This is a genomic window from Arthrobacter sp. K5, assembly GCF_040448525.1.
Lineage (GTDB): Bacteria > Actinomycetota > Actinomycetes > Actinomycetales > Micrococcaceae > Arthrobacter > Arthrobacter globiformis.
This window is the reverse complement of the sequence record NZ_CP159279.1, coordinates 4,138,686-4,163,876: the sequence shown is the minus strand read 5'-3', so window position 1 is coordinate 4,163,876 and position 25,191 is coordinate 4,138,686. Positions and strand designations below refer to the sequence as shown.

Below are 25,191 nucleotides of genomic sequence, written 5' to 3'. Positions count from 1 at the left end.
GACGGCAGCATGGCTAGCCAATGAACTGCTCCTTGCGTTGGGTAGTGGCGGTGATGGTGCCGGCCGTCGTTGCCCGGGCGGATTCCCGAAGGGATTCCGCAAGTTTGGAGAGTACTTTCGCCGTCTCCTCGGCGTCCTGCTGGCTCCAGCCCTGCAGGAATTCCTGCAGCGTGGCCACGCGGTGCTCCTCGATCTCGATGAGCTTCGCGCGGCCGGCGTCGGTGAGTGCCACCAGTTGCGCGCGGCCGTCGTCGGGATCGGGTCTGCGGTGGACCAGGCCGAGTTCCTCAAGCTCTGCAATGTGCCGGCTGAGGACGGGCGCGCTGACGCCCAGCCGCGCGGCCAGGTGCGTGGCGCGGGATTCCCTCTCCCCCACGAAGCGCAGGACGCCCTGCAGCGCAACTCCCGCCTCAAGGCCGCGCGAGTTGGAGACGGCCACGCACCGCACGACGCGCTGGAGGTCGAAGATCTGCCGCACGAGTTCAGCTGCCGTGTTTGGCTCAACTGCCATGATGGAAAAACCCCTTATTGCTTGCCTTAGGCAACTATAGCAATAAAAGGTTGCTTTAGGAAACTAAGCATTCGGGTTCGGTTAAATGGCAACAGCGCGAACGAAGACTTGAGGCCCCAATTCCGGATGGAAACGGGGCCTCAAGTGTGCGTTCGCGCTGGAAGGATGGGGCTTAACTGTGCGTTCGCGCTTAGCTGTCCAGGTGGGTCGGGGCGAACATTTTGAGCAGCGTTTCGACGACGACGACGTTCGGGCCGTCCGCGGCAAAGCCCGCCTTGAGCGCGTCCCCCACGTTTTCCGGGGCCACCCGGGTGGCGGGAACACCGAACGACTCGGCCAGCTTCACGAAGTCCGGCCGGGCGAGTTCGGTGGCTGTGGCCTTGCCGAACGCGCCCACCATGTATTCGCGCAGGATGCCGTAGCCGCCGTCGTCCACGATCAGCCAGGTGACGGGCACGTTGTGCTGCTTCGCGGTGGCGAGTTCGGCGATGGAGTACATGGCCGAACCGTCACCGGAGACAGCGAGCACGCGGGCCGAAGCCGCGGACCTGCCCACGGTCTCCAGGCCCACGGCCCCGCCGATCGCTGCCGGGAAGCCGTAGCCCAGGCCGCCGGCACCCTGCGCCGAGTGGAACTGCCCTTCACGGGCGTCCCAGCAGCTCCAGCCCCAGTACGCCGAGATGGTCATGTCCCAGAACGTCTGCATGTCCGCCGGCACGGCCTCCCGGATGTCGGCCATGAACTGCAGTTCCTTGGCCAGGTCCTGCGACTCCAGCCGGTCCTTCACCTTGCGCAGCGACTCCCGCACAAGGTCCTCCGGCGAGGTTCCGTGCCAGTCGGGCCGGGTATCGGCGGGCACCGTCAGCGAGGCGTCGAGGGCCGCGAGTGCCTGGCCGGCGTCGGCGCGGATCCCGAGGCCGGGCCGGTTGGATTCCAGCACGCGCGGTTCGGCGTCGATCTGGATGATCCTGCCGCGCGGTTCAAACGTGAAGTAATTGGAGGTGACCTCGCCCAGTGACGAGCCGATGACCACCAGGACGTCAGCGTCCTCGAGGAGGTCCGTCATGTGCCGGTCTTCGATCCACGACTGCAGCGACAGTTCGTGGTTCCACGGGAAAGCCCCGTTGCCGCCGGGCGTGCAGATGACAGGAGCCCGGAGCTTTTCCGCTATCGACAGCAGCGACTTTTCCGCCCTGCCCCGGCGGGTCCCGCCTCCGGCGATGATGGCGGGACGCTTCGCCGCCGACAGCCATTTCACGGCTTCCCGGACAAGCTCGACGCGCGGCGGGTTGTCCGCCGCTTCGGCGAGCGCATCTTCCACGGGCGGCACCATGATCGGGTCCAGCAGCACGTTCTGCGGGACCTCGAGCCAGACCGGGCCCTGCGGCGAGGAAATCGCCTCGGTCCAGGCGTCCTGGATGGCGGACGGAATACCGGACGCGTGCTGGATCAGGCGCTGGCTCTTGGTGACATTCGCGGCCGACGCCTTCTGGTCATCCAGCTGGTGCAGCATGCCTTTCCGGCGGGCGCCCAGGCCCTCGAGCGGGATCTGGCTGGCAACCACCACCATGGGCACCCCCGTGGCGTAGGCTTCCTGCAGCCCGGCAAGCGACGTCAGCGCACCCGGCCCGGTAGACAGGAACAGTACGCCCACCTCCCCCGTGGCCCGCGAGTATCCGTCGGCGGCGAAGGCACTGTTGTTCTCCACGCGGGAGGACACGAACTTCAGGTTGCCCCGGCCCATCGCGTCGAAGAGGCCCAGCGCGTGCTGGCCGGGGATGCCGAACACCGTCTTCGCACCCAGCGCCTCCAGGGTCTCGACGACGAGGTCCCCGCCGTTGCGGACACCGGTCCCGGCGCCCGCCCCTGCGGGACCGGCGTCTGCTTCTGCTGGTGCAGACGTCGCGCCGGACTCGACGGCGGTCACTTGGAGTACTCCCCCACAGCGGCATGGACGGCGCCATTGCCTGCCGGTGCCGGCGAGGCTGCCGCGAACCCTGCCGGACGGCGGGCTTCCCGGCCCAGCGCCTGGGCGGCGTAGCCGGTCTCGGCACCGAAGCGGTCGCCCGCGACGGTGTTGTCCGCCATCAGGGTGACGAGTTCGTAGGCAACGTGGCTGGCGGCCACGCCGGTGATCTCGGCGTGGTCGTAGGCCGGGGCCACTTCAACGACGTCGGCGCCGACGAGGTTCATGCCGCGGAAGCCGCGGATAATCTCCAGCAGCTCTCGGCTGGTGATGCCGCCGGCTTCCGGCGTGCCGGTTCCGGGCGCGTGCGCGGGGTCCAAAACGTCGATGTCCACAGAGATGTAGAGGGGACGGTCACCGATCCGGTCCCGGACCTTGGCCACAGTCTCAAGGACGCCCTGGTAGTAAACGTCCGCGGAGGTGACGATGCCGAACCCGAAGCGGTGGTCGTCGTCGAGGTCCTTCTTCCCGTACAGCGGGCCGCGCGTCCCGATGTGGCTGATGGCCTCCGTATCCAGGATGCCCTCCTCCACGGCGCGGCGGAACGGCGTGCCGTGCGTGTACTCCGCGCCGAAGTAGGTGTCCCAGGTGTCCAGGTGGGCGTCGAAGTGCAGCATGGCGATCGGACCGCCGGCGCGTTCGGCTGCTGCGCGCAGGAGCGGCAGCGCGATGGTGTGGTCACCGCCGAGCGTGAGCAGCTTGCTGCCGCCCGCCGTCAGGTCGAGAGCGTTCTGCTGGATCGTCTCGATGGCCTCGTTGATGTTGAACGGGTTCACGGCCATGTCGCCGGCGTCGGCCACCTGGCAGTTCTCGAACGGGCTGACGTCCCAGGCCGGGTTGTACGGGCGGAGCAGCCGGCTGGCCTCACGGACGTGATTGGCGCCGAAGCGGGCACCGGGGCGGTACGAGACGCCGGAATCAAAGGGCACGCCCACCACGGTGATGTCGGACTTGGCCACCTGGTCCAGGCGCGGCAGGCGGGCATAGGTTGCCGCCCCGGCGTAGCGGGGAATACGGGATGAATCGATGGGGCCAAGGTTGCCGTTGGCCTCGATGCGCAGCTCTTCCAAAGGAACGCCTCTCCTTCGAGGATGGTTTGTCGAGGGTGGGTTGTGACAGCCATCATACACTCGAAGTTGCCCAATGTGCACCGACTGTTTACAAGAAATAGCCAGCGAGCGCAGAAAAAAGCCCGGGCCGCCCAACAGGCGGCCCGGGCCGGTTTCGCGGAGCACTACCGGCTGGCAGCCGGCACCAGGACCCAGAGAACCTCGACGGGCTCATCGGTCGGATTGACCCAGGTGTGGGGTTCCCGGCCAGGGAAGGTGACGGTGTCGCCGGTGGTTAGTTCATATTCCTCGTTGGTGAGGATGAGCTTGATGGTCCCCTTGATCACATGCAGGACATCGACGTCGCAGTCAACGGCATACAGTTCCGATTCGCCGCGACCCCGCGGATCGATGACGGCCTGGATGATCTGGACGCGCCGCTCGGACCGCGCGGTCAGCAGCCGCTCCACGATCCCCTCACCGCCGAGGGAGATGCGGGGACCGGCGTCCCGCTTGGTCAGGTGGGTCTCCGGAGCGGCGAACAGGTCGCCAATGGAGATCGACAGAACCTGGCACAGGGTGACGAGGGACGCCACGGACGGCGAGGTCAGGTCCCGTTCCACGCGGCTGAGGAAACCCTTGGTCAATCCGGTGGCGTCGGCCACCTGCTCGATGGTTAGCCGCTGGGACTGGCGCGCGGCACGGATTCTTGAACCGATGGCAACCGGAACATTGCTCGGCTCAACTGGTAGTGCCTTCATTTACGAACCTTTCACGGCCGGCCGCCCGGCCCCATCATTGGAGACATATTATCGGCCCGGCCCTTCTGTGACGCGGGGCAAACCGCCCCGCGGAGCTTTGCGTCTTGACTGTTACTCGAATCACAGCCTACGCTTTCATGCAACAAGTGTTGCTTGTGAAACAACTCCCACGAGGAGCCGTCAGCAAGGAACCCAGCGTTCCCCCCGATTTTCCGTTAATGCAGCACCCTCCGGGCAGCCAGTTCCCCGGATAGGCCCCCAAGCTGCCAAAGCTCCAAGGATCCCCAAATCATGGACGCAAGTTTCGTCAATATCGCCATCGTGGTGGTCTACCTGGCCGCCATGCTGGCCTTCGGCTGGTGGGGCAAGTCCCGCACCAAGAACAACAGCGACTTCCTCGTGGCCGGCCGCCGCCTGGGGCCGTTCCTCTACACCGGAACCATGGCCGCCGTCGTCCTGGGCGGCGCCTCCACCGTTGGCGGCGTCGGCTTGGGCTACAAGTTCGGCATCTCCGGCATGTGGCTCGTGGTGGCCATCGGTGCCGGCGTCCTGCTGCTGAGCCTTCTCTTCGCCGGCACCATCCAGAAGCTGAAGATCTACACCGTCTCCCAGATGCTGTCCCTGCGCTACGGCAGCCAGGCCACGCGGACCTCCGGCATCATCATGCTCGCCTACACCCTGATGCTGTGCGCCACCTCCACCGGCGCCTACGCCACCATCTTCGTGGTGCTGTTCGGCTGGGACCGCGCGCTCGCCATCGCCATCGGCGGCGCCATCGTGCTGGTGTACTCGACCATCGGCGGCATGTGGTCCATCACCCTCGCCGACCAGGTCCAGTTCGTCATCAAGACCGTGGGCATCTTCATCCTCATGCTGCCCTTCACGCTCAACGCAGCCGGCGGCCTGGACGGCATCCGCAGCCGCGTGGACGCCAGCTTCTTCCAGATCGACGGCATCGGCGTCCAGACGATCATCACCTACTTCGTCGTCTACACCCTGGGCCTGCTGATCGGCCAGGACATCTGGCAGCGCGTGTTCACCGCCAAGACGCCCCGGGTTGCCCGCTGGGGAGGTGCCACCGCCGGCATCTACTGCATCCTCTACGGCGCGGCCGGCGCACTGATCGGCCTCGGCGCGAGGGTGGCGCTGCCGAACATCGACGTCGCCACCGAAGGCAAGGACGTTGTCTACGCCGAGGTGGCCCAGAACCTGCTGCCCATCGGCATCGGCGGCCTGGTGCTCGCCGCCGCCGTGGCGGCCATGATGTCCACCGCGTCCGGCGCCCTGATCGCCGCCGCCACCGTGGCCCGCGCTGATGTGCTGCCGTTCGTCGCCGGCTGGTTCGGCAAGACCATCAACACCGACGACTCCGACAACCCCGAGCACGACGTCAAGGCCAACCGCATGTGGGTTCTCGGGCTGGGCATCGTGGCCATCCTGATCGCCATCATCACCAAGGACGTCGTTGCGGCACTCACCATCGCCTACGACATCCTGGTGGGCGGCCTCCTCGTGGCCATCCTCGGCGGTCTCGTCTGGAAGCGCGGCACCGGCATCGCGGCCGCGGCGTCCATGGCCGTGGGTTCCGTGGTGACGCTCGGCACCATGATCGTCCTGGAGATCAACGCCAAGGAACCGCTGGAGGGCATCTTTGCGAACGAGCCGATCTACTACGGCCTGATCGCCTCCGCAGTGGTCTACGTCGTAGTATCGCTCCTGACCAAGCCCACGGACCCAGCGGTCATGGGCCGCTGGTACCGCCGGGTGGCCGGCCGGGAAACCGAGGAAGTGCCGGTTTCCGCCCCGGCCCGGTGACCTTGAGTCCACTGGCCTGCCCGGCCACCTGCCGCCGGCAGGTTTAGCAAAAAGCGCACGACGACGGCGGTGCCTCCCAGCGCGGGGAGGCACCGCCGTCGTGGTTTTAAAAGAGTTGGGCTGGTGTTGAAGAGCGGGCTAGAGCGGGAGCGACTGGTCCAGGGACGAAACGCACGTCCGCGCCGGAACGGACGCCTTAATCTTCGTAGCCTTCGTCCGCACGGAACTCGTCGTCCGCATCCCGCGGAACCACCCTTTCGTCACCGTCCACTGCCTCGTGGCTGGCGGGAACCACCCTTTCCTCGGAATCAAGGAATTCGTCCTCCGCATCCCAGTCTTCGTCCACCGGCGCGTCCTCGGCAAAGTCGTAGGCGGGATCGGACTCAATGGTGTGGCGGGTGTCCGGCTCGGGGCGCGATCCGTTGGTGTTCATCAGGCAGACCTCCGTGTGGTTGGACTTCCGTACCCGCCGGCGGCGGGGCACATTTTCATCAGATCACCGCGGGTGCAGGCGGTCAAGGGCGTTTGGGCGGGCCGGCGGCTTGGCCCCGTCCGGGCGCAGTCATTGAGGTTTCCCTAAACTTTCGACTAAGGGTCACCGGCCGAAAAACCCCGGAATTACGCGGTAAAGTGGGCGATGCAATGGGGCCGCATCACGTCCCATCTACCCAGGAGTTCCCGTGTCTCAGCACGCAAAATCTGACCCCCACACCGCCGGCAACGCGTCCGGCCCAACCAACGGTTCCGCAGCCGGCGCCGCGGCGGCCGGCGGCGGCGCACCCCGCCCGGAACCCAGCGCAGCGGACATCAAGCGCTGGCGCCAGTACCTGGCCGACGAGCGGGCAGAGGCCGCCGTCTACCGCGACCTCGCCCAGAACCGCTCCGGCGAAGAGCGCGCCATTCTCCTGGCCCTCGCCGAGGCCGAAGGCCGCCACGAGGCGCACTGGCTGAAGCTCCTCGGCGAACACGCGGGCAAGCCCCGGCACGCTTCCCTGCGCAGCCGCCTTCTGGGCTTTCTCGCCCGGCACTTCGGGTCCGTGTTTGTGCTGGCGCTGGCGCAGCGGGCCGAGGGCCGCTCCCCCTACATCAGGGAGCCGTCGGCCACTCCGGCCATGGCGGCCGACGAGCAGATCCATGAGGAAGTGGTCCGCGGCCTGGCAACACGCGGCCGCAACCGGCTGGCCGGCACGTTCCGCGCCGCCGTCTTCGGCGCTAACGACGGACTGGTCAGCAATCTCGCGCTGGTCATGGGCATGGCCGCCACCGGCGTTGGCAGCGGCGTGGTCCTGCTCAGCGGGATTTCCGGACTCCTGGCCGGAGCGTTCTCCATGGGCGCCGGCGAATTCGTGTCGGTCCGTTCGCAGCGTGAACTCCTGGACGCCACACGCCCCACGCAGGTGACGCTGGTGGCGGCACCCCAGCTGGACATCGAACACAACGAGCTTCTGCTGGTCTACCTGGCCCGCGGCATGTCCCGCGAGGCGGCCGAACACCGGGTGGCCGAGCGCATGGGCCTCTTCACGTGCGACTGCGACCCAAGTCTCTCGCTCCATCCCGAACTGCCCGAGACTGAGGACGAGCACGAAGCCGTGGGCACCGCCTGGGGCGCCGCGCTCTCCAGCTTCTGCTTCTTCGCCTCCGGCGCCATCGTGCCCATCATTCCCTTCCTTTTCGGCATGACCGGAATCGGCGCCCTCATCGTGGCGGCCGTCCTGGTGGGCATCGCGCTGCTGGCCACCGGCGGCACCGTCGGCCTGCTGTCCGGCACCTCACCGCTGACCCGCGGACTGCGGCAGCTCGCCATCGGTCTGGGAGCGGCCGGCGTCACGTACCTCCTGGGCATGGCGTTTGGTGCTGTCATCGCCTGATTAGCGGCTATCGCCCGGCAGGTTTCATGGGCCGGTGAGCTGAACTGTAAAGTAGGCCTGTTTGCCTGGTGCTTGAGTGCCTGGCCTGATTCGCCGGCAGAGGGGACGCGGCAGCGGTATGCCGTGAAAGGGGGTGCAGTGGAGGGTCAAGACCCCGGTCACAGTCAGCGCCGGCACCAGCCGCGCCACTCAGGTCCGGCTACCGCGGCGGCGAGGTTTATCCGCCGCCTGATCGTACTCGCTGCCCTTGGTTGCGCAGCCTTCCTCGCTGCCGGAATGGCGTACGGGGACCCGCGCTTTGCGGGCGTGCTGAACTTCCGCCTCGGGTCCGGTGACCAGTCCGCGTCCCGGCAGGGTGATTCCGGGCAGGACCCGGCCGGGCAGCATTCCGGGCAAGATCCGACCGGGCAGGCGGGGCAACCCGGGCCGGACCGACGGTCCGGTGGGGCTCAGGCCGGTGCGTCTGCTGGCCCGGACGGTACCGTGGGCGCACCGCCGCCGGGGCGCGAGGAGGCAGGCACTCCCCTGGGCAACCCGGAGCCACCTGCGGAGCCCAGCACCTCGTACAAGTTTCTCGCCGTGAACAGTGACGGCGCCCCCGTGGGCTACTCGCCGTGCCGTCCGTTGCATTACGTGGTGAATGCCAGCCTTGCGCCGGAGGGGGCAGCAGGCCTGGTTCCCCTGGCAATCCAGGCCATCTCCAAGGCCACCGGCATCCAGTTTGTTGACGACGGCGCCACAGATGAGCAGCCCTCGGACCAGCGCGCCCCCTACCAGCCGGAGACGTACGGCGAGCGCTGGGCACCCCTGCTCATCAGCTGGACCACGCCGGACGTGACCCCCAAGCTGGGCGGCAAGGTCATCGGCACCGGCGGCAGCACGTATTACAGCTACGGGACCGGGCCCAAGAGCTATGTCACCGGTAGCCTGGAGCTGGATGCCCCGCAAATGGCGACAGAACTGGAACGCCCCGACGGCACCGCCTACGCCACCGCAGTCATCCTCCATGAACTGGGCCACGTGATGGGGCTCGAGCACGTCAACGACCCCGTGCAGCTCATGTATCCGGAAATCGGCGCCCCCGACGGCCTCGCGGCCGGCGACCTGAACGGCCTCTACCAGCTCGGCAGGACACCCTGCCGCGCTGACCTGTAGGCACCCGGCGCGTTCAGCCGGGGCGTTCAGCCGACGCGTTCATCCACCGCTGCGTTCATCCTCCAAGGACCGCGAGCGCCTCCTCCACGCTGTCCACCAGGAAGATCCGCTGTTCCATGGCCCGCCCCGCGGCGAGGCTTTGCAGCATCGGCCAGGCCGGGAACCGCTGCTCCCAGTGCTCCCTGCCGACCAGCACCATGGGGGTCATGGTCTCCGGGGCACCGTAGTAGTTCTCGCAGGCATCCTGGAAGATCTCCTGCACCGTACCCGCCGCACCCGGCAGGAACACGATCCCTCCGTTGCAGACCTCCAGGAGGATGGCCTCGCGGACCGCGTTGGCAAAGTACTTGGCAATGTGGGTGGCGAAGTAGTTGGGCGGTTCGTGGCCGTAAAACCAGGTGGGAATGCCGAGGGACGCGGTTCCGCCGGGAAAGCGTTCGACGGCGGCTGCCGCAGCACGTGCCCACGCGGACACCGAGGGGCGGAAGCCGGGGACGGCTGTGAGCTCTCGAAGCACACCGTGGAAATCGTCGTCGTCGGCCGTGCTGAGGTAGGCACCCAGGTTCGCGGCCTCCATGGCACCGGGGCCTCCGCCGGTGGCCACCAGGTGGCCGTGGCGGGCCAGGAGCCGGCCCAGTGTGGCGGCGGCGGCAAAGCCGCCGGTCCCCCGCTGCAGGGCATGGCCGCCCATGACCCCGACGATGGAACGGCCTCCGCTGTTCAGGGTACGGACGAATTCCTCCAGGGCATCGCCGACGGCGTGATCGTGCAGGGCTGCCGCGAGGGTGGAGTCGAGGCGGTGCCGCTGGCCCGGCCGCATGCTCCATTGGTAGACCAAACCGTCGGGTGTTTTCTCGTACGGTCCATCGACGATGCCTGCGTACAGTTCCTGCGGGGTGTAGAGCCCTGCCCGGTAAGGATTGAAGGGAACGCCGGTGAGCCGCGGGAAGATCAGCGCGCCCCGGCTGCGGAGTGACGCCTCCACGCCCGGGTCGAAGGTGCAGCCCAGGAAAACCGCGCCCTCGGCGTCCAGGGCTGCCAGGGCGGCACCCCGGCCGCGAAGGTCAAGCGACTGTGCGTGCCAGCCGTGCATCGCCCGGGCCCCGGCGCTTACCAGCCGGTCGAACCTGGCGATGCTGTCCACCTCAAGGGTGCGCGGGCTGGGGTTCAGGCTGCCGGAGGGGTTCATGCTGCCCAGCCTAATGCGGTGTTCTGCCGGAAGTGCCCCGCCGGGAATCCCGGCGGGGCACTTCGGATAAATCAGGAACGGCTCAGGAACCGGGTTAGGAAACCTGGAGGCCGCCGTTGATGTCGTAGGTAGCGGCCGTGATGTAGCCCGAGTCCGCACCCAGCAGGAAGGAGATCAGCGCAGCCACTTCTTCGCGGGTACCGACGCGCCCCATCATGATGCCCTCGGACATCTGGGCCTTGCGCTCCTCGGTCAGCGTCCCGCCCATGATGTCGGTGTCGATCGGACCCGGGGCGATGGCGTTCACGGTCACGCCGAACTCGCCCACTTCACGGGCCAGGGCCCGGGTGAAGCCGATGATGCCGGCCTTGGAGGCGCTGTAGGCCACCTTGGAGTAGGTGCCGCCGCCGCGCTGGGCGGAGATGGAGGAGATGCTCACGATGCGGCCGAGCTTGCGTTCGATCATGCCCTTGAGCACCCGCTGGGAAACAACGAACGTGCCGCGCATGTTGATGGCGAAGACCTTGTCCCACTCGGCAACCGTGGTTTCCATGAAGGGGGTCGGGGAGCTGATGCCGGCCAGGTTGGCAAGTGCCACGATCGGCGGCAGGGACGCTTCGATCTCGCTGATCGCCCGGTCGACGGAAGCTTCGTCGGAGACGTCGGCGCCGACACCGATAGCCTTCACGGCACGGTTGGACCCGATCTCCGCGGCGGCGGCCTTCGCGTCCTCGGCATTGATGTCCACGATCGCGATGGACCAGCCTTCGCTGGCCATGCGGTCAGCTGCTGCGCGGCCGATGCCGCGGGCGGACGCAGCGCCGGTCAGCACCACGGTGCGCTCTGCGGGGAAAGGGGTGATTGAGCTCATTGCGAGTATTCCTTCGGGTGTTCTCGGATGGGTCTTTAGTGGCTGGCCGGGGCGTCTGCGGCGGCCTTGACTGCGGGGTCCAGGGCAGCGTCGCCTTCGGGGCGCTTGCGGGCGTAGAGGTAGGTGGCCACGGCTGTGACACACAGGCAGAAGGAGAGGAACAGGAGGCCGCTCTGGTTGCTGCCCGTGGCGTCGTTGAACAGTCCGACGGCGTAGGGGGCAACGAAGCCGCCGAGGTTACCCAGCGAGTTCACCATGGCAAGGCCGGAGGCTGCTGCTGCGCCGGTCAGCGCTGCGGACGGCATGGACAGGAACGGGGCGATGGCTCCGTAGATACCCATTGCCGCTGCCGTGAGGGCCACCAGGGCCAGGACGGGGTTGACCTGGAGCAGGTAGCCAGCGGACAGCAGACCCACACCCGCGAGCACCATGCTGACCGAACTGTGCCAGGCACGCTTGCCCGTCTTGTCGGCACGCTTGCTCCAGAAGTAGACGAAGACTGCTGCAATGGCGTACGGAATGAGGACGATGAAGCCGACCTGGGCGGTGGAGAACTTGCCGAGGGCAGCAACGATCGTGGGCATCCAGAGGCCCAGGCCGTAGATGCCGCAGACCAGGCCAAAGTACAGGGCCGAGTAGACGATGGTGCGCTTGTCCTTGAGGCCGGCCAGGAAGTTGTGGCTGCCGCCCTTGGACTTGGCTGCCAGTTCGGCGTCCATGGTGGTGGCAAGCCATTCGCGCTCGTCGGCGTCGAGCCACTTGGCGTCCCGCGGGCGGTCCGTCATGAGGATCGGGGTCAGCACGCCTAGGAGGATGGCGGGGATGCCTTCGATGATGTACAGCCACTGCCACCCCTGCAGTCCAAGGATGCCGTCCATCTGGAGCAGCAGGCCTGAGACGGGCGCGCCCAGGGCGTTGGAGATGGGCTGGGCCAGGATGAAGATGCCCAGCACGGTGACGCGCTGTGCGGCCGGGAACCACAGGGTCAGGTAGAAGAGGATGGCCGGGAAGAAGCCGGCCTCCGCAGCGCCGAGCAGGAACCGGATGATGTAGTACGTGGTCTCGCCGTTCACCAGGGCCATCGCGGTGGCGAAGAGACCCCAGGTGATTAGAATGCGGGCCAGCCACTTGCGGGCGCCGAACTTGTACATGCCGGCGTTGCTGGGCACCTCCAGGAGGGCGTAGCCCAGGAAGAAGATTCCTGCGCCAAGACCGTAGGCCGCAGCCGTCAGGCCGATGTCCTCGCTCATGGTCAGCTTGGCGAACCCTACGTTGTTGCGGTCAAGGTACGCGACGAAGTAGAGGAGAACGATCAGCGGCATGACGCGGCGGCGGACTTTGCGGAGCGTGCGGTCGCCAAGCTCGCCGAGTCCGAAGGACTTTGTGGTTAATGAAGTCATCATCGACCTTCTGTCTGGCGGTTCCCTGCCCTGCGGCTTCGCGGGGGGGAATCCGCTGCTTGTCTGTGTGGGGGTTCTGTCCGGTTTTCAGTGACTACGTCTTACTTATCTGATGTCAGACATCTGACGGAAGAACATGACCAAAAGCATAGGAGGGTGACGAGCATTACGTCAAGATGAAAAAGGCGGACGCGAGGAAAAGAAAACGCGGGCTAAGAAACCGGCGCAGCTACGGGCAAGCCAGGGCCCGGCTAAAAGTCAGGACCCAGCAGAAAGTCAGGACCCGGAAACAGTCGGAGCCTAGGAGCGCTGGCCGTGGACGTAACGTTCGTAGTCCTCGAACGTCTGGTCCATGTGCTCGTCCATGGCCTTGCGGGCCAGCTCGGCGTCGCCGGTGAGGATGCTCTCCAGCACGCGCTGATGGAAGGCGATGGCGTGGCGCTGGATCTCCTCGATGGCCGACGTCTCGCGGCGGGCGCGGTAGAGGGACTGGCCCAGCTGGGCCAGGAGGGCACGGACAAACGGGTTGCCGGAAGCCTTCAGCACGGTGTCGTGGAAGGCGATGTCCGCCGCCACGAACCCGTCAAGGTCTCCGGCCTGGTGATACCGCTTCATGTCCGCGATGGACGCCCGCATCTCCTCGGCATGCTCGGGGGTGTGGCGTTTGGCCGCGAGCGCGGCGGCGCCGGTTTCCACCATGCGCCGGACCTCGATCAGTCCACGGGAAACTTGGTCGTCCGCGTTGCCGTGCGAGGCCGCCTTGATGATGGCGTCGAGACCGGTCCAGTTGTCCGCCGGATTCACGAACGTCCCGCGGCCTGCTTTGACGTAAAGGATGTTCTGCGCCCGGAGTGCCTTCAGCGCTTCCCGGGCGGTCAGCCTGCTGACGTCATAGGCTTTGGCGATGTCGGCTTCCGGCGGCAATGCATCATGCGGTTTCAGCCTGCCGCCGAGTATGTCGTCCAGCAGACCGTCAACGAGGTCGTCAACAAGTGTCCTGCGCCCCACCGACTGCCCTACTTTCGCCTTGCCTCTTGCTGCCAACACTACCGAAACCGGGCCAGCCGCAGTAAAAACGGTACAAAGTGCGTCAGCTTGTGGCCTGGGCGCCCGTAACGTAGGAGTCCAGCCTGGCGAGCGTCCGGTCAATATTCTCCGGGTGGCGGCCAAGATAGCCGGCAAGCCGAAGCAGGAACTTGCCGCGGACATGGCGGGCATCCCACTGTTCGGTCACGAGCGTTCCGGGCACGCCGCCGCTGTCCGTGGACGGTTCCAGCAGGTACCGCCACACATGCCCGTAGAAGTGGCGCCAGGCGATCAGGCGGCCCTCCTCGAACTCCGTGACGGTGTTGAGGATGCGGTAATTCAGTCTGATCTTCATTTCCATCCCGAAGTTGGCGCCCGGGCCGAGGCGCCGCGGGCCCCTCGGCTGGGCGCCTTTGACGGTGCCTGAACCGTCGATTTCGCTGTGCAGCGCGGGAGTGGCCAGGACCTCGAAGATGCGGTCCGGTGCTGCGGCGATGAAACGGTCCCGGGACACCAAATAGCGGTTGTTCATCGGCCCAGCCTAAACCGCCCGGATATGGGGCAGAATTTGAGGATGCAGAATTCAACGCGGAATTCAGGACCGGTGCAGACACCGGACTCGACCCTGAGTGCGGTGCCGGGCGATGTGCGCCGGCCGCGGATCGGCATTCCCGTCCGGCTGAGCAGCTCGGCGGATCCGGACCCGCGGGTGGCAAAGGCCAACAGCCTCTTCGGCTGCATCGTCAGCCTCATCCGTGATGTCGGCGGGGAGCCGGTACTGCTCACCCCCGCGTCGCTGGAGCGCGGCCTGGCCGGCCCACCCTCGAGCGGAACGACGGTCAGTGCCGTACCCGGCAGCGGCACACCCAAAAGCGGAACGGCCGACGACGGCACTTCCGACGGCGGGAAGGTGCCGGACGCGCCCGAGGCGCTGGACGGCGTCGTACTTCCCGGCGGCGGTGACGTTGACCCGCGCCTCTACGGCGAGGAACCTGGACCCTCCCTCTATGACGTCAACACGGAGCAGGACCGGCTGGACATCGCGGTGGCGCGGCGCGCGCTCGATGCCGGCATGCCGGTACTGGGAATCTGCCGCGGGCACCAGCTGCTCAATGTCCTGTACGGCGGGACGTTGGTCCAGGACATGACGCCGGGTACGGTGCCGCACCGCCAGATCCCGGCAGCGGCCAACCGGCCCTGGGTCTGGCACGAGGTGACAATCACCCCGGGATCCAAGGTGGCGAAGATGTACGCCGCCGTCCAGAATCCGGACGCCGGCGGGACGGAGTCCGCCGGCGCAGGTGAGGCCCCGGGTGATGAAGCGGCGGCCGCACCAGACCCGGCGGCCCCCGTCGAGGTCAAGATCGCTTCCGGCCACCATCAGGCTGTGGACCGCGTGGCGCCGGGTCTGCTGGTGACCGCCGTGGCTGATGACGGCACGGTGGAGGCGCTGGAGGACCCCGATCGGTGGGTCGCGTCGGTGCAGTGGCATCCGGAGGCCCTGGAACTGACCGAAGAGCAACGGCTTGCCCCGTTCCGGGTGTTCGTGGAGGCCTGCCGGACCCCCTGACTCACCGGCTTTGCTGACCGACCGCGCTCCTTGACTGCCGGCGGCTCCCTGCTATGATCAAAATCAGAGTATGTCCTAACAAACGGACATGCCCTGACATACAGGACTCTGGACGCAGGACCCTGCAGCACAAAGGGAGCACTCAATGGCGAACCAACTACACCTCAGCATCGACCGCTCGTCGCCGGTGCCGCTGTACCATCAGGTCGTCCAGGGCATCGAAGCCGCCATCCACACCGGCCTGCTGGAACCCGGCAGCCGGCTGGAGAACGAGATCGATCTCGCTGCCCAGCTGAACCTCTCGCGCCCCACCATGCGCAAGGCCATGGACGAACTGGTCCGCTCGGGGCTCCTTGTCCGCAAGCGCGGCGTCGGCACGCAGGTGGTGTCGAGCCAGGTCCGCCGCCCGCTCGAGCTGTCCAGCCTGTACGACGACCTGACCAACAACGGCAGCAAGCCCACCACCGAGGTGCTCACCTTTGCGCACGTCGAGGCCGACGCCGCCACCCGGGAGGCTCTGCACCTCGCCGCCGGGGCCAAGGTCTACCATTTCACCAGGCTCCGGAAGGTGGGCGGCAAGCCGCTGGCCCTGATGGAGAACTGGGTGCGCGACGACATCACGCATATCGACGAGGACCTGCTTAAGACGCAGGGCCTGTACAGCATCCTGCGCAGCGGCGGCGTCAACTTCCGCCTGGCCACACAGCGGATCGGCGCGATGGTGGCCAACGACTACCAGGCTCCGCTCCTGGAGACCGAGCCCGGCTCAGCCCTGGTCACCATGGAACGCACCGCCGTCGACGACACGGGGCGGAACGTCGAGACCGGCCACCACGTCTACCGCGGTGACTCCTACAGCTTTGAAATGACACTGGTCCAGCGCTAGGGCAGTTCGGCGCTGAGCCCGCAAAGGCTCCGTCAGCGCGGTGGCGGCGTCATGCCTGCCCTTGCGCCCGGCTGCCGCGCCCCGGACCGACCACCACACATCCGAAAGGAACATGAACTTATGGCCGAATGGGTTTACCCCCTGGGCAGTGCAGCCGAAGGTTGCTGGGACGTTTCATTGGGAACGTCGGACTCGAAAGTTGCCGTGAAGGGCTGGGAACACACGGGACTGAAGGTGGCCACGCTGGCGCCGGGCGCCGCCGTCGAACTTCCGCCTGCGGCTGAGGAACGAATCGTCATCCCGCTCAGCGGGGCGTTCACCGCCTCCGTGGACGGGCTGGACTACCCCCTTGCCGGGCGGGCCAGCGTCTTCAGTGGCCCCACCGACGTGCTGTACTCGGGGACGGACAAGGCGGTCACGGTCACGTCGTCCGACGGCGGCCGTGTTGCCATTGCGACGGCGCCCGCCAAGGTCCAGTACCCCACCCGCCTGATCACCTCGGCGGAGACGCCGGTGGAACTGCGCGGAGCCGGAAACTGCTCGCGCCAGGTCCACAACTTCGGCACCCCCGCTGCGCTGGAAGCCGACCGCTTCATCGTCTGCGAGGTCCTCACACCCGCCGGCAACTGGTCGTCCTACCCTCCGCACAAGCATGACGAGGAGAAGGAGGGTGAGACCCGGCTCGAGGAGATCTACTACTTCGAGACGCGGGTGGCCGACGTTCCCGGCTCCACCGGACCGGGCGAGAATGCTGACGCCATTGGCTACCAGCGGGTCTACGCCTCCGACCACCGCCCCATCGATGTTGCCGCCGAAGTCCGTACCGGCGACGTGGTACTGGTCCCCTACGGCTGGCACGGTCCGGCCATGGCCGCGCCCGGCTACGACATGTACTACCTCAACGTCATGGCCGGACCCGGCCGCGTGCGCGACTGGCTCATCAGCGATGACCCCCACCACGGCTGGGTCCGCCAGACCTGGGACAGCCAGAACCTGGACCCCCGGCTGCCGTTCGGGGCGAAGTAGGCGGGCCTACCCGGATTGCCGCCGCTTGCCGCCGTGCGCCCCGCGCATCACGGGGCGCACGGACGGCGCGGCACGGACGGCTAACGGACGGAAACGGGTCCGACGTCGGCCGTTTCAGCCTGGCCTGAACCGGCCGCTTCCGTCCCCAGGCCCGTTGGGGACGCAGCAGTCGGGGACGCAGCAGTCGGGGACGCAACAGCCGCGGACGCGGCGGTCATGTCCGGAGCCGGAACCCTGCGGGCCGTTGCCTTGGCCCGGGCGGCAGCACCCGCCATCACCGCCAGGCCCAGCAGGGTAATCGCAGCCCCTGCCCAGATGGGCGAGGTGTACCCGAGGCCCGCGGTGATTGTCACGCCGCCGAGCCAGGCGCCCAGGGCGTTGCCCACATTGAACGCGCCGATGTTGGCTCCGGACGCCAGCGTGGGTGCTTTGGCTGCGTACTTCATGACGCGCATCTGCAGGCCGGGCACAGTGGCGAACCCGAATCCGCCCAGGAGCAGCAACGAGGCGACGGTGAGCACCTGGTTGCCCGCACTCAGGGCGAAAACCACCAGCACCACGACGAGGACCGATAGCACGGCAAGCAGGGTGCGGTCGACGTCGCGGTCGGCAGCCCTGCCGCCGAGGGTGTTGCCGATAAAGAGGCCGACGCCGAAGACGATCAGCAGCCATGGCACGGTGGAGGCGGCGAATCCGGAAACCTCCGTGAGGGTGAAGGCGATGTACGTGAACGCGCCGAACATTCCGCCGTAGCCGAGGATGGTCACCAGGATGGACAGCCACACCTGCCCGGAGCGGAAGGCGCGCAACTCGCCGCGAAGGCTGCCGCTTGCAGTGTCATCGTTCCCCGCCTTGGGCACCATGGCCAGGATGCCGGCGAGCGCAAGCACTCCGATGCCGGTGATGGCCCAGAAGGTGGATCGCCACCCTGCCGCCTGGCCCAGGAGCGTGCCGAGCGGAACGCCCAGGACATTGGCTGCCGTGAGGCCGGTGAACATGATGGCGATGGCGGCGGCCTTCTTCGTCGCCGGGACCATGCCGGCAGCCACCACCGCCCCGATACCGAAGAAGGCGCCGTGCGCGAGGGCGGCAACCACCCGGCCGGCCATCATCGCCCAGTAGTCAGAGGCAACGGCGGATATCAGGTTGCCGGCGATGAAAAGCACCAGCAGCATGGCCAGCACGGGCTTGCGCCGGAAGCGGGAGACTGCAGCGGTGAGTCCCAGCGCTCCCACCACGACGGCGAGGGCATAGCCGGAAATGAACCAGCCGGCGGAGGCTTCACTCACCCGGAAGTCCGCGGCCACTTCGGGAAGCAGGCCCATGATGACGAATTCGGTGAGTCCAATGCCGAACCCGCCGAGGGCTAGGGCTATCAGGCCAACAGGCATGGATGTGCTCCTTCGGAACTGTACTGAATGGGGAGCGCAACGTAAGCTAATAGTTGCAAGCGCGCTATATTTTGTTGCATAAGCAAATATTGCACAGAAAGATATAGCGCGCAAGCAACTATTTGCCGCGCTCTGTCCCGAGTGAGCCGGAGAACTGAAGGAGGAGAGACCCATGGGCATCAAGGACGACGCCGTGGAGGTGCGCGCCCAGGGGTGGCGCACCCTGGCGGCCCTGCACGGGCTGATCGAGGCGGAGCTGGAACGGTCTCTGCAGGGGCAGGCCCGGCTCTCCGTCGTCGAATACACCGTGCTGGACGCGCTAAGCCGGCAGGACGGGTGGCACATGCGCATGCAGCAGTTGGCGCGGGCCACGGCCCTCAGTGCCAGCGCGACCACCCGCCTGGTGAACCGGCTGGAGGACCGCGGCCTGCTGACCCGTATCCTGTGCGCGGACGACCGCCGCGGCATCTACACCGAGCTCACGGACAGCGGGAGCAAGCTGCTGGCAGAAGCGCGGCCCGTCCACGACGCCGCGCTGGAGCGGACCCTGGCCGAGGCGCAGCAGGTGCCGGAGCTGGCGCCACTGGTGGACGCCCTCCCCCGCCTCCACGCCGGCGTCTAGCTTTAAGCTCCAGGAACCCTCCCGGCGCTGGTGGGTTTACAGATAATGCCCCCTCGAAGGCCTCGAGAGGGCATTATCTGTACAACAACTCCGGCGCAGGGCGGGCTTAGCGGAGCGGGGTTCCCGCTTCGGCAGGGGCCTTTGCTTCGGTAACGACACCGGCCTGGTGCTTGAAGTAATGCTCCACGTCCTCAAGGCTCTTGTCCTTGGTCTCCGGGACGTACTTTGCGGCGAACAGAATCGCCCCGACACCCAGGACGGCGAATACGAAGAACGTGTTGGAGATGCCGATGGCCGCGAGCAGCTGCGGAAAGCCGAAGCCGATCAGGAAGTTCACGATCCAAAGCACGAACGCCGATGCGCCCATGCCCAGGCCGCGTAGTTTCAAGGGAAAGATCTCTGAGAGCATGAGCCAGGTGACCGGTGAAATGGCCCCTTGTTGGAAGGCGAGGAACGTGACGGTCAGCGCCAGGATCACGTAGCCGCGGCCGGTGCCCTCGGGCAGGACCAGCGAGAACAGGCCGATCAGCAGCAGCGCCGAGGTGGTTCCGATCTGGCCGGTGATGAGCATCCGCCGTCGACCCACCTTGCCGAGGAGCCAGATTCCCGCGAACGTGGCCAGCACGGAGATGACACCGTTGGCAATGTTGGCGCTCAGTGCCGCTTCCCGGCCGAAGCCGGCATCCGCGAGGATCTGCGTGCCGTAGTACATGATCGAGTTCACGCCGGTGATTTGCTGGATCACCGCCAGGCCGACGCCGACGAAAAAGATCCGCCGCAGCCAGGGCACCTGCAGGTCCTTCCAGGACCCCATCTTGGACTTGTAGTCCTCCACGGCCATGGCCTTGACTTCTTCAAATTCTGCCGTGGCCTCGGCTTTGGAGCGGATGCGCTGAAGCACGCCGAGCGCCTCCCCGAAGCTGCCCATGGAGGCAAGCCAGCGGGGGCTTTCGGGCATGAAGGCCATGCCGATCCACAGGGCGACGGCCGGCAGTGTGGCGATCACCAGCATCCAGCGCCAGATGCCCCCGGCCTCGCCGAAGGTGTTGCCGAGGTAGGCGTTGAAGATGAAGGCGAGCAGCTGGCCGGTGACGATCATGAGCTCGTTCTGCGTCACGATCCGTCCGCGCCTAGCCGACGGCGACACCTCCGCGAGGTACACCGGCACCGTCACGGACGCGCCACCCACGGCCAGGCCCAGGATGAACCGGGCCGCCACCATGAACTCGGTGCTGGGGGCCAGCGTGCAGGACAGCGTGCCGACCAGGAAGATCACGGCCAGGACCATGATCATCTTGCGGCGGCCGTTCCGGTCCGCCAGCCGGCCGCCGAACAGGGCACCGAAGGCGGCACCGAACAGCAGCGACGACGTCACCATGCCCTCGGCCAGCGGGGTCAGGCCCAGGTCCTCCTGCATGTAGGGCAGGGCACCGTTGATGACACCCGTGTCGTAGCCGAAGAGCAGGCCGCCGAAGGTGGAGATGATGGTGACGGTGCGCAGCGCCCTGTTGTGTTTTAAGTCAGCCTTCCCAGAAGGCGCCGCCGTCATACGCTGACCTTCTGCACGTACTGCTTCATGGTGTCCAGCTGGAAGCGGGAAACCTCCTCGGCGTTCTCGTTTTCGGCGAACACGCTGGACACCATCACGGTGTCGTCCCGGTCCAGGAACCCGATTTCCTTCAGGCCGCCGAAGAACTCATCCCAGTTCACGTCGCCGTCGCCGATCTTCAGGTGCTGGTGCACGCGGACGGCGTTGCCCGGCGGGTTGGTGATGTAGCGCAGTCCGTGCGAGGCGTGGTGGTCCATGGTGTCGGCGACGTGGACCAGGCGGAGCCTATCCCCCGCCGCGCGCATGATGTCCAGCGGCGAGTTCTTCATGTGGAAGCTGTGGGAGGCCACGTAGACCATGCCGACGTTCTTCGAGTTCAGTCCGCGGATGACGCGGATCGCGGCGAGGCCTTCTTCCACGAAGTCGTCCGGGTGCGGGTCGATGAGCAGGTCGATGCCTTCGCGCTCGATGATGGGGAGCAGTTCCTCCATGGAGCGGTAGAACGCGCGCTCGGATTCCTCGGCCAGTTCCGGCCGGCCGCTGAACTCGGTGTTCATGGTGCTGACGCCCAGGTCAACGGCGATCTGGATGGCGCGCTTCCAGTAGCGCACGGCTGCCTCACGGGCGTCCTCATCCGGGCCGGACCAGCGGAGCACCGGCAGGATGGACGCGATTTCGATTCCGGCGTCGGTGCACGCCTTCTTCAGCTGGCCCACCAGGTCGTCGTCGGCCTTGGGGTGGTTGTAGAAGGGAATGAAATCCGGATGCGGCGTCATCTGCATGTACTTGTAGCCGAGGTCCGCCACCACCTTGGGGAACTCCAGCAGGCTGTGGCTGTGGTGGAAGGGGGTGGGATCGAGGGCGATTTTCACGAGGAACACTCCATTGTGGAAAGAGTCGGGTAACGAACGGAGTTTTGTCCGGATAATGCAACCTTGCGGGCCTCGAAGGCGCATTATCTGGACAAAACTCCAAGGGCGGGGCCTAGCTGTAGAGGGCCGGCTTGGCGTTCAGCTTCACGGCCACCTTCTCGCCGTTCTTCTGCGCCTCCACGCCGGCCTCGCAGCATGCCGCCGTGGCGTAGCCGTCCCAGGCGCTCGGTCCGCCGATTTCGCCGCGGAGCGCGGCGTCAACCCAGGCCTGGATTTCGACGTCGTACGCGGCGCCGAAGCGCTCTTCGAAGCCGGGGGTGACCTTGCCGCCCCAGCGGCCGTTGCTGCGGACGTACGGGCCGCTGTCACCGCCGATGCTGACGATGCCGTCCTCGAAGGAAGCCTGGGTGGCCACTTCGTAGCCGAACTTCGCGTTCACATAGATTTCGACGTCGGCCAGGACACCGGACTCGGTTTCGATCAGGACATGCTGGGGGTCGTGCTGGCCGGCCGGGGCGTTCTTCGTGGCCTTGCCCAGGCGGACCTGGACGGAGGTGATCTCTTCGCCGGTGAAGAACCGGATGGCATCGAATTCGTGGACCACGGAGTCGTTGATGAGCATCTCGTTGGTGAAGCCCGCCGGGGTGGTGGGGTTGCGGTGCTGGTGGTGCAGCATCAGGAGCTCGCCGAGTTCGCCGTCGCGGATGACCTGGCCCAGGGCGGAGTATTCGGCGTCGAAGCGCCGCATGAAACCTACCTGGATGCGCTTGCGGCCCAGCTTCTCCTCGGCCTGGACGATCTTCCAGGACGACTCGGCATCCGGCGTCAGCGGCTTCTCGCACAGGATGGGAATGTCCTTGGCAATAGCCTTGAGCAGGATCTCCTCGTGCAGGAAGCCGGGTGTGGCGATGAGGACGGCATTGACGTCGCCGTTGTTCAGCGCCTCTTCGGCGTCGGCCAGGGCAACGGCCCCGGGGATGCCCTCGATCGCGGCCTGGGCGCGGGCGAGGTCAACGTCGACGACGGCGGCTACTTCAGCGCCGTGGATGCGCTTGCTGAGGCGCTGGATGTGGTCCGCGCCCATGCGGCCGGCGCCGATAACGGCGACGCGAAGGGTTTCAGTCATTGTTCTTTCCTTAGGTTTGGATTGCGGGGGCGGGAGGTCAGCTGACCGCAGTGCGGGAGCCGCAGGACAGCAGGTAGTTGCGGGTGCGCTTGGCGATGGGCATCGGAACGTCGAATGCCACCGGGTACATGTCCTGCTCCACGATGCCGAAGATCGGCCGGTCCAGGGCCTCCACTGCTTCGATGACCGCGCGCAGGTCCGGCAGGCCGTTGGGCGGTTCGGTCATGACGCCGGCCAGGTTTGCCGCTGCCCAGGTCATGTTTTCCTCGTTGACCTTCTTGAGGACGTCCGGGTTGATCTGCTTCAGGTGCAGGTACCCGATCCGGTCCGGGTAATTCTTGATGAGCTCAAGGCTGGAGGCGCCGCAGTATTCCGCGTGGCCGGTGTCCAGGCAGAGGTTGAGGTACTTCGGATCCGTGGCTCCAAGGAGCGTCTCAATGTCTTCCTGGGCTCCGACGTGGGAATCAGCGTGCGAGTGGAACTGCTGCTTCAGGCCGAAGTCCTCCAGCAGGGTCTTGCCCAGCCGGTTGTGGCCGGCGAACAGGTCGCTCCAGGCCTTTTCCGTGAGCTGGCCGCTTTCGACGGCCTCACCGGTGACATCGTCGCGCCACATGGCGGGGATGACCACGATGTGCTCGCCGCCCATGGCTGCTGTCAGTTCGGCGACCTTGCGGGCCGGCTCCCAGGCCGTCTCCCACTGGTCCAGGCCGCGGTGGAACGCGGTGAAGACCGTTCCCGCGCAGACCTTCAGATCACGCTGCTTGAGCTCCTCGGCGAGGCGGGTGGGGTCGTTGGGCAGGTAGCCGTAGGGGCCGAGCTCGATCCACTTGTAGCCGGATTCGGCTACCTCGTCCAGGAAGCGCTCCCACGGGGTCTGCTTGGGGTCATCCGCAAACCACACACCCCAGGAGTCGGGCGCGGTGCCGATGATCAGCTTGTTCTCAGTCATTGCTCAATCCTTCCGGTTTCGACGGGCTCAACCACCGGTGGTTGAGCCCGTCGAAACCGATGGTGCCGGGTTAGTTGGACGGGAAGTTGTAGGAGGCGCCGGAGGCGTGGGTGGGTTCGGGCCAGCGGGAGGTGATGACTTTCCCGCGGGTGTAGAAGGAGGCACCTTCGGGGCCGTAGATGTGCTTGTCGCCGAAGAGGGAGGCCTTCCAGCCGCCGAAGGAGTGGTAGGCCACCGGGACGGGCAGGGGCACGTTGATGCCGATCATGCCGACGGTGACGGCGCGCTGGAACTTGCGGGCTGCGGCGCCGGAGGAGGTGAAGATCGCGGTGCCGTTGCCGTAGGGGTTGGAGTTGATCAGCTTGATGCCGTCCTCGAGGGTATCGACGCGGACGACGACGAGGACGGGTCCGAAGATCTCCTCCTGGTAGGCGGTCATTTCGGTCTTGACGTGGTCGATCACGGTGGGCCCGACCCAGAAGCCTTCCTCGTGGCCGGGAACGACGAGGTCACGGCCGTCCACGACCATCGCGGCGCCGGCTGCTTCGGCTTCGGTGACGATCTTCACGATGCGTTCCTTGGAGGCGGGGGTGATGACCGGGCCCATTTCCGCGCCGGGGACGGTGCCGTTGTTGACCTTGACGGCGACGGCGCGTTCTTCGACCTTCTTGACCAGCAGGTCCGCGGCGTCGCCGACGGCGACGGCGACCGAGATGGCCATGCAGCGCTCACCGGCGGAGCCGAACGCTGCGGCGGCGAGGTGGTCCGCGGCGTTGTCCAGGTCGGCGTCGGGCAGGATGATGGCGTGGTTCTTCGCCCCGCCCAAAGCCTGGACGCGCTTGCCGTGGGCGGTGGCGGTCTCGTGGACGTACTTGGCGATCGGGGTGGAGCCGACGAACGAGATGCCGTCCACGTCCGGGTGGGTCAGCAGCCCGTCAACGGTTTCCTTGTCGCCGTGCAGGACCTGGAACACGCCATCGGGCAGCCCGGCGTCCTTCCACAGCTTGGCCAGCAGCAGGGACGCGGAGGGGTCGCGCTCGGAGGGCTTGAGGATGAAGGCATTGCCGGTGGCGACCGCCATCGGGGCCATCCACAGCGGCACCATGACGGGGAAGTTGAACGGGGTGATGCCGGCGACGACGCCGAGGGGCTCGCGGAAGGAGAAGACGTCGATGCCGGTGGAGACCTGGTCGGAGTAGTCGCCCTTGAGCAGGGACGGGATGCCGCAGGCGAACTCGATGACCTCCAAGCCGCGTCCGATCTCACCCTTGGCGTCGGAGAGGACCTTGCCGTGCTCGGCGGTGATCAGCTCGGCCAGCTCATCGATGTGCTCGGCGACGAGCTCACGGAACTTGAACAGCACGGCGGTGCGCTTGGCCAGGGAGATGTCGCCCCAGGAGTCGGCAGCCTTGCGGGCGGCGGCGACGGTGGTGTCCAGGTCGGCACGGTTGGCCAGGCGCAGCTCGGCGGTGACCTGGCCGGTGGCCGGGTTGTAGACGGGCTGGGTGCGGTCGCTTTCGCCGGCGGTCTCGGCACCGTTGATGAAGTGGTTGATGGTGGTGGTGACGGTCGTCGTTGACATAGAGATG

23 protein-coding genes are annotated in these 25,191 nt (G+C 66.7%); 7 read left to right on the top strand and 16 right to left on the bottom strand.

Annotation, left to right across the window (positions count from 1 at the left end):
* Positions 1-13: 13 nt before the first annotated feature.
* The 4 genes from ABRP34_RS19000 to ABRP34_RS18985 all read right to left on the bottom strand — a co-directional run bounded on the left by ABRP34_RS19000 (position 14) and on the right by ABRP34_RS18985 (position 4,287).
* Positions 14-511, bottom strand: coding sequence for a MarR family transcriptional regulator (locus tag ABRP34_RS19000; protein ID WP_353711342.1), 498 nt, complete (start codon positions 509-511; stop codon positions 14-16).
* Between the two features lie 190 nt (positions 512-701).
* Entirely contained in the window at positions 702-2,324 is a 1,623-nt protein-coding gene (locus ABRP34_RS18995) for a thiamine pyrophosphate-binding protein (RefSeq protein WP_353713408.1), read from the bottom strand.
* Between the two features lie 110 nt (positions 2,325-2,434).
* Positions 2,435-3,547: an agmatinase gene (gene speB / locus ABRP34_RS18990; protein WP_353711341.1), complete on the bottom strand. Its 1,113-nt coding sequence runs from the start codon at positions 3,545-3,547 to the stop codon at positions 2,435-2,437.
* Positions 3,548-3,711: 164 nt separating this feature from the next.
* Positions 3,712-4,287, bottom strand: a complete 576-nt coding sequence (locus ABRP34_RS18985; RefSeq protein ID WP_003804566.1) for a cupin domain-containing protein — start codon at positions 4,285-4,287, stop codon at positions 3,712-3,714.
* Positions 4,288-4,578: 291 nt separating this feature from the next.
* Between ABRP34_RS18985 and ABRP34_RS18980 the strand changes: the two genes are divergently transcribed.
* The gene (locus ABRP34_RS18980) at positions 4,579-6,102 is read left to right on the top strand and encodes a sodium:solute symporter (protein WP_353711340.1); all 1,524 of its coding nucleotides are present in this window, start codon (positions 4,579-4,581) and stop codon (positions 6,100-6,102) included.
* A 196-nt stretch (positions 6,103-6,298) separates the two neighbouring features.
* Here ABRP34_RS18980 and ABRP34_RS18975 read toward each other — a convergent pair whose 3' ends face one another.
* On the bottom strand, positions 6,299-6,535 hold the full coding sequence (locus ABRP34_RS18975; protein WP_003804569.1) for a hypothetical protein: 237 nt from the start codon (positions 6,533-6,535) through the stop codon (positions 6,299-6,301).
* Positions 6,536-6,782: 247 nt separating this feature from the next.
* Between ABRP34_RS18975 and ABRP34_RS18970 the strand changes: the two genes are divergently transcribed.
* Together ABRP34_RS18970 and ABRP34_RS18965 are read left to right on the top strand one after the other, a co-directional pair.
* Positions 6,783-7,970, top strand: coding sequence for a VIT1/CCC1 transporter family protein (locus tag ABRP34_RS18970; RefSeq protein WP_353711339.1), 1,188 nt, complete (start codon positions 6,783-6,785; stop codon positions 7,968-7,970).
* 138 nt (positions 7,971-8,108) lie between these two features.
* The gene (locus ABRP34_RS18965) at positions 8,109-9,125 is read left to right on the top strand and encodes a matrixin family metalloprotease (protein ID WP_353711338.1); all 1,017 of its coding nucleotides are present in this window, start codon (positions 8,109-8,111) and stop codon (positions 9,123-9,125) included.
* 55 nt (positions 9,126-9,180) lie between these two features.
* On the opposite strand, the gene ABRP34_RS18960 is transcribed toward ABRP34_RS18965, so the two are convergent.
* The 5 genes from ABRP34_RS18960 to ABRP34_RS18940 all read right to left on the bottom strand — a co-directional run bounded on the left by ABRP34_RS18960 (position 9,181) and on the right by ABRP34_RS18940 (position 14,143).
* Entirely contained in the window at positions 9,181-10,314 is a 1,134-nt protein-coding gene (locus ABRP34_RS18960; protein ID WP_353711337.1) for a Rossmann fold nucleotide-binding protein, read from the bottom strand.
* Between the two features lie 94 nt (positions 10,315-10,408).
* Positions 10,409-11,185 (bottom strand): SDR family NAD(P)-dependent oxidoreductase, encoded by a 777-nt coding sequence (locus ABRP34_RS18955; protein ID WP_353711336.1) that lies wholly within the window; start codon positions 11,183-11,185, stop codon positions 10,409-10,411.
* A gap of 35 nt (positions 11,186-11,220) precedes the next feature.
* Complete coding sequence (locus ABRP34_RS18950; RefSeq protein WP_003804579.1) at positions 11,221-12,588, bottom strand: MFS transporter; 1,368 nt, start codon at positions 12,586-12,588, stop codon at positions 11,221-11,223.
* 297 nt (positions 12,589-12,885) lie between these two features.
* Positions 12,886-13,593 carry a FadR/GntR family transcriptional regulator gene (locus ABRP34_RS18945; protein ID WP_353713407.1) on the bottom strand — a complete coding sequence of 236 codons (708 nt, stop codon included), beginning with the start codon at positions 13,591-13,593 and terminating at the stop codon, positions 12,886-12,888.
* 82 nt (positions 13,594-13,675) lie between these two features.
* Positions 13,676-14,143, bottom strand: a complete 468-nt coding sequence (locus ABRP34_RS18940; RefSeq protein ID WP_353711335.1) for a polyketide cyclase / dehydrase and lipid transport — start codon at positions 14,141-14,143, stop codon at positions 13,676-13,678.
* A gap of 42 nt (positions 14,144-14,185) precedes the next feature.
* Between ABRP34_RS18940 and ABRP34_RS18935 the strand changes: the two genes are divergently transcribed.
* The 3 genes from ABRP34_RS18935 (at position 14,186) to iolB (ending at position 17,093) form a co-directional block, all read left to right on the top strand.
* The gene (locus tag ABRP34_RS18935) at positions 14,186-15,181 is read left to right on the top strand and encodes a gamma-glutamyl-gamma-aminobutyrate hydrolase family protein (RefSeq protein WP_353711334.1); all 996 of its coding nucleotides are present in this window, start codon (positions 14,186-14,188) and stop codon (positions 15,179-15,181) included.
* Between the two features lie 145 nt (positions 15,182-15,326).
* Positions 15,327-16,067, top strand: coding sequence for a GntR family transcriptional regulator (locus tag ABRP34_RS18930; protein ID WP_003804588.1), 741 nt, complete (start codon positions 15,327-15,329; stop codon positions 16,065-16,067).
* 120 nt (positions 16,068-16,187) lie between these two features.
* Positions 16,188-17,093 carry a 5-deoxy-glucuronate isomerase gene (iolB, locus tag ABRP34_RS18925; RefSeq protein WP_353711333.1) on the top strand — a complete coding sequence of 302 codons (906 nt, stop codon included), beginning with the start codon at positions 16,188-16,190 and terminating at the stop codon, positions 17,091-17,093.
* A gap of 80 nt (positions 17,094-17,173) precedes the next feature.
* Here iolB and ABRP34_RS18920 read toward each other — a convergent pair whose 3' ends face one another.
* Complete coding sequence (locus ABRP34_RS18920) at positions 17,174-18,484, bottom strand: MFS transporter (RefSeq protein ID WP_353711332.1); 1,311 nt, start codon at positions 18,482-18,484, stop codon at positions 17,174-17,176.
* 172 nt (positions 18,485-18,656) lie between these two features.
* On the opposite strand from ABRP34_RS18920, the gene ABRP34_RS18915 reads away from it, so the two are divergent.
* Positions 18,657-19,106, top strand: coding sequence for a MarR family transcriptional regulator (locus tag ABRP34_RS18915; RefSeq protein WP_003804596.1), 450 nt, complete (start codon positions 18,657-18,659; stop codon positions 19,104-19,106).
* A 106-nt stretch (positions 19,107-19,212) separates the two neighbouring features.
* Here the strand turns inward: ABRP34_RS18915 and ABRP34_RS18910 are convergent, their stop codons facing one another.
* The 5 genes from ABRP34_RS18910 to ABRP34_RS18890 form a co-directional block, all read right to left on the bottom strand.
* On the bottom strand, positions 19,213-20,655 hold the full coding sequence (locus tag ABRP34_RS18910; RefSeq protein WP_353711331.1) for a sugar porter family MFS transporter: 1,443 nt from the start codon (positions 20,653-20,655) through the stop codon (positions 19,213-19,215).
* A complete protein-coding gene (locus ABRP34_RS18905) occupies positions 20,652-21,527 on the bottom strand; it encodes a sugar phosphate isomerase/epimerase (RefSeq protein ID WP_003804602.1) in 876 nt (291 codons plus the stop codon). Before ABRP34_RS18905 ends, ABRP34_RS18910 begins: the two co-directional genes overlap by 4 nt.
* Before the next feature lie 112 nt (positions 21,528-21,639).
* Complete coding sequence (locus ABRP34_RS18900; protein ID WP_003804604.1) at positions 21,640-22,653, bottom strand: Gfo/Idh/MocA family oxidoreductase; 1,014 nt, start codon at positions 22,651-22,653, stop codon at positions 21,640-21,642.
* A gap of 37 nt (positions 22,654-22,690) precedes the next feature.
* Entirely contained in the window at positions 22,691-23,602 is a 912-nt protein-coding gene (locus ABRP34_RS18895) for a sugar phosphate isomerase/epimerase (protein WP_353711330.1), read from the bottom strand.
* Between the two features lie 70 nt (positions 23,603-23,672).
* The gene (locus ABRP34_RS18890; RefSeq protein ID WP_353711329.1) at positions 23,673-25,184 is read right to left on the bottom strand and encodes a CoA-acylating methylmalonate-semialdehyde dehydrogenase; all 1,512 of its coding nucleotides are present in this window, start codon (positions 25,182-25,184) and stop codon (positions 23,673-23,675) included.
* Positions 25,185-25,191: the final 7 nt, after the last annotated feature.